Annotated in this window: 10 protein-coding genes; 7 read left to right on the top strand and 3 right to left on the bottom strand. The window is 61.5% G+C overall.

Features of this window, described 5'->3' with window-relative positions; genetic code table 11:
* Positions 1-60: 60 nt before the first annotated feature.
* A complete protein-coding gene (locus ACQRBT_RS16170) occupies positions 61-1,623 on the bottom strand; it encodes a sigma-54-dependent transcriptional regulator (protein WP_060756056.1) in 1,563 nt (520 codons plus the stop codon).
* A gap of 256 nt (positions 1,624-1,879) precedes the next feature.
* Here ACQRBT_RS16170 and phhA point away from each other — a divergent pair, with 256 nt between their 5' ends.
* From phhA to ACQRBT_RS16155, 3 genes are all read left to right on the top strand, one after another.
* Positions 1,880-2,671: a phenylalanine 4-monooxygenase gene (phhA, locus tag ACQRBT_RS16165; protein ID WP_412047155.1), complete on the top strand. Its 792-nt coding sequence runs from the start codon at positions 1,880-1,882 to the stop codon at positions 2,669-2,671.
* A gap of 97 nt (positions 2,672-2,768) precedes the next feature.
* Positions 2,769-3,125 (top strand): 4a-hydroxytetrahydrobiopterin dehydratase, encoded by a 357-nt coding sequence (locus ACQRBT_RS16160; RefSeq protein ID WP_060756058.1) that lies wholly within the window; start codon positions 2,769-2,771, stop codon positions 3,123-3,125.
* Positions 3,125-4,318: an amino acid aminotransferase gene (locus ACQRBT_RS16155; RefSeq protein WP_412047154.1), complete on the top strand. Its 1,194-nt coding sequence runs from the start codon at positions 3,125-3,127 to the stop codon at positions 4,316-4,318. The genes ACQRBT_RS16160 and ACQRBT_RS16155 overlap by 1 nt, the downstream gene beginning before the upstream one ends.
* Before the next feature lie 125 nt (positions 4,319-4,443).
* On the opposite strand, the gene ACQRBT_RS16150 is transcribed toward ACQRBT_RS16155, so the two are convergent.
* Positions 4,444-5,253, bottom strand: a complete 810-nt coding sequence (locus ACQRBT_RS16150; RefSeq protein WP_060756060.1) for a UDP-2,3-diacylglucosamine diphosphatase — start codon at positions 5,251-5,253, stop codon at positions 4,444-4,446.
* 137 nt (positions 5,254-5,390) lie between these two features.
* Here ACQRBT_RS16150 and ACQRBT_RS16145 point away from each other — a divergent pair, with 137 nt between their 5' ends.
* The 3 genes from ACQRBT_RS16145 to ACQRBT_RS16135 all read left to right on the top strand — a co-directional run bounded on the left by ACQRBT_RS16145 (position 5,391) and on the right by ACQRBT_RS16135 (position 7,542).
* Entirely contained in the window at positions 5,391-6,140 is a 750-nt protein-coding gene (locus ACQRBT_RS16145) for a helix-turn-helix transcriptional regulator (protein ID WP_198762723.1), read from the top strand.
* A gap of 100 nt (positions 6,141-6,240) precedes the next feature.
* Entirely contained in the window at positions 6,241-7,125 is an 885-nt protein-coding gene (locus ACQRBT_RS16140; protein ID WP_412047153.1) for a DMT family transporter, read from the top strand.
* Between the two features lie 132 nt (positions 7,126-7,257).
* On the top strand, positions 7,258-7,542 hold the full coding sequence (locus ACQRBT_RS16135) for a hypothetical protein (RefSeq protein ID WP_060756063.1): 285 nt from the start codon (positions 7,258-7,260) through the stop codon (positions 7,540-7,542).
* A gap of 47 nt (positions 7,543-7,589) precedes the next feature.
* On the opposite strand, the gene ACQRBT_RS16130 is transcribed toward ACQRBT_RS16135, so the two are convergent.
* Positions 7,590-7,877, bottom strand: coding sequence for a SelT/SelW/SelH family protein (locus ACQRBT_RS16130; RefSeq protein WP_060756064.1), 288 nt, complete (start codon positions 7,875-7,877; stop codon positions 7,590-7,592).
* An 84-nt stretch (positions 7,878-7,961) separates the two neighbouring features.
* Here ACQRBT_RS16130 and ACQRBT_RS16125 point away from each other — a divergent pair, with 84 nt between their 5' ends.
* Positions 7,962-10,151: a patatin-like phospholipase family protein gene (locus ACQRBT_RS16125; protein ID WP_090369495.1), complete on the top strand. Its 2,190-nt coding sequence runs from the start codon at positions 7,962-7,964 to the stop codon at positions 10,149-10,151.
* Positions 10,152-10,249: the final 98 nt, after the last annotated feature.

The raw sequence follows: 10,249 nt of genomic DNA, 5'->3' as shown, positions 1-10,249 counted from the left end.
GTCCACCGCATTCGCGAGCAAGCCCGCTCCCACAGTTTTAACCGCGCTGAGTCAGGCAGGTTATTTATCTGTCTTCAGGATTTCGTAATCACGCAGCTTATTGGCGATGGTGGTGTGAGACACCCCCAGACGCTTGCCCAATTGCCGGCTGCTGGGGTGCTCGGCGTACAGGCTTTCCAGCACCGCCTTCTCGAACCGCCCGACGATCTCTTCCAGGCCGCCGTCCAGGGAAAAATCGCCAAGCGGCTGACGCACGCCGTAGTCCGGCAAACGAATGTGCTCGGCCTTGACCGTGCCGCCATCACACAACGACACCGCCTGGAACAACACGTTTTCCAGCTGCCGCACGTTACCCGGCCAATGGTAGTGACTGAGGCGATCCATGGCTGCCGGCGCCAACTTAGGCAATGCACAGCCGATTTGCCGGCTGGCCTGATCGAGGAAGTGCTCGACCAACGGCGCCAGGCCATCAAGGCATTCGCGCAAGGGAGGAATGTGCAGGGACAGCACGTTGAGACGGTGGTAAAGGTCCTGGCGGAACTCGCCGCGCGCGCACAACTCGGACAAGTCCACCTGGGTGGCGCAGATCACGCGCACATCCAGGTACACCTCCTCATCACTGCCTACACGGCGGAAGCAACCGTCCTGCAAAAACCGCAGCAACTTCACCTGCAAGCGCGCACTCATTTCCCCTACCCCGTCGAGAAACAGCGTACCGCCTGCCGTCAACTCCAACAGCCCCAACTTACCCTCGGCCCGTGCGCCTTCAAACGCACCAGGGCCGTAGCCGAACAGCTCGGTCTCGGCCATCGACTCCGGCAAGCCTGCGCAATTAAGCGCCATCAACGGCGACTGCCCACGCGGGCTCGCCAGGTGGCAAGCCCGGGCCAGCAGTTCTTTACCGGTGCCGGTTTCCCCTTCTATTAATAGCGGCGCATCCAACGGTGCCATGCGCCGGGCTTCACGCACCACCGCAGCCATGACCTTGGAGCTCTGGAAAATACTGTCGAAGCCGCGCAGTTCCTGCTTGCGCACGTTGTAGATGCGTTCACCGACACGGTCGGCACGGTGCAGCGTCAACACCGCACCGGCCATGGCCTCGCTGTCATCGTGCTCGGACGATTGCAGCGGTGCGATGTCCGCCAGAAACACGTCACCCTTGACCTTGACCCGCAGGCCGTTGATCCGCGACTTGCTGGCGCGCACCAACTCCGGCAGATCGAAGTCTTCGGCATAACGCGACAACGGAATCCCCGGCACCTCGTCCACCCGCACCCCGAGCAACTGCGCGGCGGCACGGTTGGCGGCAACGATGGAACCGCCCATGTCGATCGACAACACCGGAAACTCCAGGGCGCCGAGCAGCGCGTTGAGTTCCATGTGCCGCCGTTCGCTGGGCATCAGCCCGACGCGCTTGACCCCAAACACCCCGGCTATCGCCTCGAATTGCGGGCGCAGCGCCTGGAATTGCATGTTCACAAGGTTGGGGCAAAACAGATAGATCGCGTTGCCATGCTCACCGCCGACTTCGCCCTTGGCGACGTTGACGCCGTACTCTACCAGCAGGTTGAGAATGTCCCGCAGGATGCCGATACGGTTCTGGCAGTGCACTTTGATACGCATGAAAGGGCTCGAAAAGTGGGAAGGCGCCGCGTCTTTTTGTCACTGGGCGCAGATATTCGTCAAGATTATGTGACACCTTGCGCACGTTTCACAGCCCAGCGCAAAGATTAGCCTTACACCTGTAACGAATACTTTACGAAAACCGGTATATTTTCCTACGCATCACCGCTGAAGGTAGGTGGAATCCAACGCCCAGCGGGTTATCAATAGCTCATCGCAGGACATAACAAGAACGAATGCCTAGCAGGAGAGCCGTATGAAGCAGACGCAATACGTGGCCCGCGAGCCCGATGCGCAAGGTTTTATCCACTACCCGCCGGAAGAACACGCGGTGTGGAACACCCTGATCACTCGCCAGTTGAAAGTGATCGAGGGCCGCGCCTGCCAGGAATACCTGGACGGCATCGACAAGCTCAGCCTTCCGCTGGATCGCATCCCGCAACTGGGTGAGATCAACCAAGTGCTGGCCGCAACCACCGGCTGGCAGGTCGCCCGCGTACCGGCATTGATCCCGTTCCAGACCTTCTTCGAACTGCTCGCCAGCAAGCAGTTTCCAGTGGCGACCTTTATTCGTACCCGTGAAGAACTAGACTACCTGCAAGAGCCGGATATCTTCCACGAGATCTTCGGCCACTGCCCGCTGCTGACCAACCCCTGGTTCGCCGAATTCACCCACACCTACGGCAAGCTCGGCCTGGCGGCCACCAAAGAGCAACGGGTATACCTGGCGCGCCTGTACTGGATGACCATCGAGTTCGGCCTGGTAGACACGCCGCAAGGCCGACGTATCTACGGGGGTGGCATTCTGTCTTCGCCCAAGGAGACGGTGTACAGCCTGTCGGACGAGCCCGAGCATCAAGCCTTCGACCCGCTGGAGGCCATGCGCACCCCCTACCGTATCGACATCCTGCAACCGCTGTATTTCGTACTGCCTGAGCTCAAGCGCCTGTTCGAAGTGGCGCAGGAAGACATCATGGCCATGGTCGAGCGCGGGATGCAGTTGGGACTGCATGCGCCGAAATTCCCGCCCAAGCCCAAGGCTGCGTGAACCTCATCGATTAAGGCCAGGTGAGTCTGTTCCCTGGCCCCGCGTTGCTTTAGGGTGACGCTACTGACCTTCAAACATTCGAATTCAGGACACCCCCATGACCAACTTGAACCAAGCCCACTGCGAAGCCTGCCGCGCCGACGCCCCGCAAGTCAGCGATGAAGAGCTGCCGGTACTGATCAAGCAGATCCCCGACTGGAACATCGAAGTCCGCGACGGTGTGATGCAGCTGGAAAAGGTTTTCCTGTTCAAGAACTTCAAGTTCGCCCTCGCCTTCACCAATGCCATGGGTGAAATCTCCGAAGCCGAAGGCCATCACCCAGGCTTGCTTACCGAGTGGGGCAAAGTCACCGTGACCTGGTGGAGCCACTCCATCAAGGGCCTGCACCGCAACGACTTCATCATGGCCGCACGCACTGACGAAGTGGCCAAGACTGCCGAGGGCCGCAAGTAATGCACTTCGATGCCATTGGCCGCGTGCCCGGCGACCCGATCCTCGGACTGATGGACCTGTACGCCCAGGACACCCACCCGAACAAGTTCGACTTGGGCGTGGGCGTCTATAAGGACGACCAGGGCCTGACGCCGATCCCTCATTCGGTCAAGCTGGCCGAGCAACGCCTGGTGGACACGCAGACCACCAAGACCTACATCGGCGGGCACGGCAACCCTGCGTTCGGCAGCCTGATCAGCGAGTTGGTGCTGGGCGCCGACTCCCCGCTGATCCGCGAACGCCGTGCCGGTGCCACTCAGACCCCAGGTGGCACCGGCGCCCTGCGCTTGAGCGCCGACTTTATCGCCCACAGCCTGCCCGGTCGCGGCGTGTGGCTGAGCAACCCGACCTGGCCGATCCACGAAACGATCTTCGCCAAGGCCGGGATCAAGGTCAGCCATTACCCCTATGTGGGCACTGACAATCGCCTGGATGTGCAGGCGATGCTCGCCACCCTGTCGACTGTGCCCAAGGGCGACGTCGTGCTGCTGCACGCCTGCTGCCATAACCCGACCGGGTTCGACCTGTCCCAGGAGGATTGGCGCCAGGTGCTGCAGATCGTGCGCGAGCGCCACTTGCTGCCACTGATCGACTTCGCCTACCAGGGCTTCGGCGACGGCCTGGAGCAGGACGCCTGGGCGGTGCGGCTGTTTACCGCCGAGCTGCCTGAGGTACTGATCACCAGTTCCTGCTCGAAGAACTTCGGCCTGTATCGCGACCGGGTCGGCGCCTTGATCGTGTGTGCGGCAGACGCCGAGAAGCTCACGAATGTGCGCAGCCAACTGGCGAATATCGCACGCAACCTGTGGTCGACGCCGCCGGATCATGGTGCGGCAGTGGTCGCGACTATCCTGGGTGACGCTGAACTTAAAAAGGTGTGGAGCGACGAAGTCGAAGCCATGCGCTCGCGGATTGCCCATTTGCGCGCGGGCCTGGTCGAGGCATTGGCGCCCCATGGCTTGGCCGAGCGGTTTGCGCATATCGGCGCGCAGCGCGGGATGTTTTCCTATACCGGTTTGAATGCCGAACAGGTGAAACAACTGCGCGAGAAGCACAGCGTGTACATGGTGAGTTCAGGGCGTGCCAGCGTTGCAGGGATTGATGCCAAGCGGCTGACCCTGTTGGCCCTGGCCATCGCCGACGTTTCCAACTGAAGAAACCCGGACTGAAAATGTGGGAGGGGGCTTGCTCCCGATGGCGGTCTTTCAGCAACTGAAGTGCTGACTGACACAGAGCTATCGGGGGCAAGCCCCCTCCCACATTCGGACTGGGTCGAACACTAGCCGGCAACCATCTCGGCTTTGAGCTGCGCCTCTTTCGCCTGCGCATCCGCCAAGCGGTACAACTCGATACTCCCATCCCAGTGCTCGATCAACGCCGTACACGACTCTACCCAGTCCCCGCAGTTGAGGTAGTCCACCTCGCCCACCTTGCGAATTTCGGCATGATGAATATGCCCGCACACCACGCCATGCAGCTCGCGCCGGGTCACTTCGTGGGCAATCGCTTCTTCGAAATCGCTGATAAAACTCACCGCCGTCTTGACCTTATGCTTGAGGTACGCCGACAGCGACCAGTAGCCATAGCCATACCGCGCGCGCCAGTGGTTGAGCCAGCGGTTCAGGGTCAGGGTAAATTCGTAGGCCGAGTCGCCGAGGAACGCCAGCCAGCGGTGGTAACGGGTGATCACGTCAAACTGATCGCCGTGGATCACCAGCAAATGGCGACCATCAGCGGTCACATGCACCGCTTCATCCACCAGTTGGATATTGCCCAGGATCAGCTTGGAATAGCGGCGCAGAAATTCGTCGTGGTTGCCGGTGACGTAAATCACCTCGGTGCCGCGCTTGGCCATGGTCAGCAGGCGCCGGATCACATTGGTATGGGCCTGGGGCCAATACATGCCGCCGCGCATCTTCCAGCCGTCGATGATGTCGCCGACCAGGTACACCTTATCGGCGTGGTACCCCTTGAGGAACTGCGACAGGTGTTCGGCCTGGCAATCCCGGGTGCCCAGGTGCACGTCGGAAATCCATAGGGTACGAACCCGTTGTTTGCGGCTGGGTCTGGCGAACTCGGCACTGGTCATGGGCATCCCTCGACGGTGTTTTCGCGAGCTTGCGCCCTCGCGATTAATAGCCCATGACAGCTTTGCGTCAGTGCGATGACAGCGCCGGGCACCTGCGAAGCGTTGTAGACTGCGCACTTGTTGCTCTGGAGACCGCGATGAGACCGTCCCTCACGCTGCGCCACTACGTTGAAGCCCCCCTCGCCCACAGCCACGACCATGCGCAATTGGTGTTCGGCCTGTCCGGGCATTTGGACCTGGAGGTGGATGGCCGTGGCAGCCAGGTGCACGAAAGCAGCGTGATGGTGCTGCCCTTCAACGCCCATCATGCCTGCGGCAGTCGCGACGGCAGCCGCTGCCTGGTGCTGGATGTGCCGACTGAGCACTGGCTGCTGCAATCTCTGGGCGAACACGCCGATGCCAGCCGCCGCCTGCTGGATCAGCCGACGCGCCTGGCGCTGGATGCCCGGCAAAACCAGTTGGTGCAATGGCTGGCCCACAGCCCGGTGGAAGACCCGTTGATTGTCCAGCAAGGCGCCGTGTTGCTGCTCGCCAGCCTCAATCATCCGCAGGCCCAGCCCTTGCCTGGCCGACGCCTCCCGTATGCAGCGTTCAATGCGCATATCGAGCGGCACGTCGCGCATCCCCTGCAAGTGGCGGACCTTGCGCGAATTGCCGAGCTGTCGGTGGCGCGCCTGCATGCGCGCTTCATGGCCGAATGCGGGCAGACGCCGATGGACTACATTCGCGCCCGCCGCCTGCAGAAGGCGTTGAAGCTGCTGCGCGAGACCGTGCTGCCTATCGGAGAAATCGCTGATTGCGTCGGCTACAGCTCACAAAGTGCGTTTGCCGCCGCGATGCTGCGGGAGTTCGGCGCATCGCCCGGCAGGTTGCGTCGCTCATCTTAGGGAAGAGCCTTGCGATAAAAATCGCGAGCCGCACGACAGACGCCCCCCTCGGCAACCCTCTAGACTGCGTTTCTGTTACCCGTCGGTTCAAAGGATCGCAATGACTCCCCGCTCAGCCCTCGGCGCCCTGCATATTGGCGCATTGATGTTTGGCCTCACCGGTGTTTTCGGCAAACTGGCGGCCGCCTCGCCGGCCATCATCGTGTTTGGCCGTGCCGTGTTTGCCGTGATCGCCCTGGCCCTCTTCGCGCGGCTTGCCAGCAACACGACCTGGAAAAGCCTGGAGCTGCGCGACTGGCGTCGCTTGCTGGTCAGCGGCGTGCTGCTGGCGGCGCATTGGGTGACCTTTTTCATGGCGGTCAAGGTGGCGGGGGTCGCCGTGGCGACCTTGGGGTTTACCGCATTCCCGGCGTTTACAGTGATCCTCGAAGGGTTGATCTTCCGCGAGCGCATTCGCCCCAGTGAATGGCTGCTGGTCGCGCTGGTCAGCGTTGGCCTGGTGCTGGTGACGCCGGACTTCAACCTCGCCAGCGAAGCCACGGGCGGGTTGCTGTGGGGCATTGCCTCCGGCCTGCTGTTTTCCCTGTTGTCACTGAACAACCGCGCCAGTTCCGGGCGGATTCCTGCGGTACAGGCGGCGCTGTGCCAAAACATGGTGGTAGCCGCCTGCCTGTTGCCCGTGGCCGCGCCAGGGCTGGCGGATGTGCGAGCCATCGACTGGCTCTGGATCGGACTGCTGGGCGTGTTCTGTACCGGCCTGGCCCACAGCCTGTTCGTCGCCAGCCTCGCCGTCATCAAGGCGCGCACTGCCTCGGTGGTATTCGCCATGGAGCCGGTCTACGGCATCACCGTGGCCTGGTTGCTGTTTGCCGAGACCCCAACGCTGCGCATGCTGCTGGGCGGTGCGCTGATCATCGCTGCCATCGTGCTCTCCGGCTTGATGGGCAGCGCCAGCCAGGCCAAGCAGCCCGCGGCTACGGCCTGATCTATACTTCAAACATCCGCAACAGTCGGTAGTCGTTCAACGGATAAAAGACACCTCGACGACAGCCATGGCCGTTTCTGAAGTTGCTGCACGCGAGTGGTCACTCCCTTTACGCGATGCAGGGGTTTCACCATGGAAATGTTCATCAGTTTATTGGTTCAGATCATCAGCGGTGCCATCGGCGGCAACCTGGCCGGCATGACCCACCAGAGCCTCGGCAGTACCGGGCTCAACTCAATGGTTGGCGGCTTGGGCGGGCTGGTACTCGGCCAGTTGCTCTCCTGGCTGCTTGGCGCACCGGCAGGCGACGCGCTGAACGTTGCGGCGCTCGGCAGCAACATCGTCGGGAGTGGCTTCGGCGGCCTGGTGCTGACGTTTATCATCGGTTTCATCAAGAACAAAATGGCCGCCAAATAGCAGCGCCACGCGGGGTCACCGTTCGTAGGTGGCGGTGACCTCGGTATTCAGGATGCCCGATCGTTATGGCCCAGGTCGCGTTGTGGGTCGATCTGGTCGCGTACGCGCTGCTTGAGTACCTTGGCCTCCGGGAAGCCCCCATCCACCTTGCGCTCCCAGATCTGCACGCCCTCACAGGTGATGCGAAAAACGCCGCCGGTGGCCGGCTCCAGCACCACACGCCCCAGGTCGTCGGCGAAGGTGCTCAACAACTCCTGGGCCAGCCATGCCGCGCGCAACAGCCACTGACACTGGGTGCAATAGGTGATGACGATCTCGGGTTTGCTTGCAGACATAATTTGAGAGGTTCCTGACGTAACGGGCTCGGAAGATCGAGTGGCTATAATACCGACCTTTATCGCCCAGCTTTGAGATTCATGATGCGCCGCCTGCTGTCTTGTCTGTTTCTATGTCTGCTCCCCCTCCTCGCCAACGCCGTTGAGACGCCCCGCCCCAAGATCGGCCTGGTGTTGTCCGGCGGTGCCGCCCGTGGCCTGGCGCATATCGGCGTGCTCAAGGCATTGGAGGAGCAGGGTATCCAGATCGATGCGATTGCCGGCACCAGCATGGGCGCAGTGATTGGTGGGCTTTACGCATCAGGCTATAAAATCGATGAGCTGGAAAAACTCGCGCTCGATATCGATTGGCAACAGGCACTGTCCGATGCACCCCCACGGGAAGATGTGCCGTTTCGCCGCAAACAGGATGATCGCGACTTCCTGGTCAAGCAGAAGCTCAGTTTTCGCGACGACGGCAGCCTTGGCCTGCCACTGGGCGTGATCCAGGGCCAGAACCTGGCGTTGTTGCTGGAAAGCATGTTTGCCCACACCAGCAACATCCGCAATTTCGACAAACTGCCCATTCCTTTCCGTGCCGTGGCCACCGACATCACCACCGGCGAGAAAGTGGTGTTCAACAAAGGCCACCTGCCCCAGGTGATACGCGCCAGCATGTCGATCCCTGCGGTGTTCGCCCCCGTGGAACTGGACGGCCGGCTGCTGGTGGACGGCGGCATGACCGACAACATCCCGCTGGATGTGGCGCGAGAAATGGGCGTCGACATTGCCATCGTGGTGGACATTGGCACCCCGCTACGCTCACGCAAGCAACTGGCGACGGTGGTAGATGTACTCAACCAATCCATCACGCTGATGACTCGGCGAAACTCCGAAGAGCAACTCAAGGCCCTGCATCCCAAGGATGTACTGATCCAGCCGCCGCTGGCGGCCTACGGGGTGACGGATTTCGGTCGCGCCAGGGACATGATCGATGCCGGCTACCGCGCCACTCGTGCCCTCGACGTCCGTCTGGCCCACCTGCGCCCCGCAGCGCCCGTGGACCCGCAACTGGTGAGTGCCCGCACACCGGGCGAACGCACGCCGATCATCACCGCGATCCAAGTGGAGAACGACTCGAAAATCAGCGATGACGTGATTCGCTACTACATCCGCCAAGCCTTGGGTGAACCGCTGAACCTGGGTCGCCTGCAAGCGGACATGGGCACTTTGTACGGCCTGGACTACTTCGAGCAGGTGCAGTACCGCGTGGTCAAGAAAGGTCACGACAACACCCTGGTGATCAGCGCACGGGGCAAGCGCAGCGGCACCGACTACCTGCGCCTGGGCTTGAACCTGTCGGATGACCTGCGCGGTGACAGTGCCTTCAACCTCGGCGCCAGCTACCGCATGAATGGCATCAACCGGCTTGGCGCCGAATGGCTGACACGGCTACAGATCGGCGATCGCCAAGAGTTGTACAGCGAGTTCTACCAGCCAATGGACACCGGCTCACGGTATTTCATCGCGCCTTATGTCAGGGCCCAGGCGCAGAACGTTGAACTGATTCTGGACAACGACCCCATCTCCGAATATCGCCTGGAGCGTTACGGTTTCGGCCTGAACGTAGGGCGGCAGATCGGCAACAGCGGCGAGATCCGCTTCGGCGTCGGGGAAGCCTGGGGCAAGGCGGACGTGCGCATCGGTGACCGGGACCTGCCGAGCGTAAGTTTCAGCGAAGGCTTCTATGAACTGAAGTACTCGTTCGACTCCCTGGATAACGTGTACTTCCCCCACTCCGGCGAAGACATCGGCCTGGCCATCCGCGAATTCGAGCCCGGCCTGGGTTCGGACCAACGCTACCGCCAATGGGAATTCAAGCTGGACAAAGCCATGAGCCACGGCCCGGACACGCTGATACTGGGTGGGCGTTATGGACGCACCCTGGATAAATCCGATGTAGTGATTTCCAGCTTCCTGCTCGGTGGCGCACGACAACTGTCGGGCTTTCGCGAGGATGCTATCTCGGGCCAGAACATCGCCCTGATGCGGGCAGTGTACTTCCGCCGCCTGACGCCGCGTTCGTACCTGCCGCTGGACTTCCCGCTGTACCTCGGTGCGTCAGTGGAACGCGGGCGGGCGTGGAACAACGACAACCAGTTCGACAGCGGGTACATCAACGCCGCGAGCGTTTTCCTCGGGTTTGATACACCGCTGGGGCCGCTGAATTTCAGCTATGGGTTCAATGATGACAAGCAGCAGGCGGTATACCTGAACCTTGGGCAAACCTTCTAGCTGTGTAGTGAGCGGGCTTGCCCCTAATGCCAGTCAGTTAAGGCTTAACGCTGTCACTGTGGGAGGGGGCTTGCTCCCGATAGCGGTGGGTCAGTCGA

Source organism: Pseudomonas sp. R19M (genome assembly GCF_050312585.1).
Lineage (GTDB): Bacteria > Pseudomonadota > Gammaproteobacteria > Pseudomonadales > Pseudomonadaceae > Aquipseudomonas > Aquipseudomonas palleroniana.
Note: the sequence above shows the minus strand (reverse complement) of the source record. Positions and strands in the feature narration are given on the sequence as shown.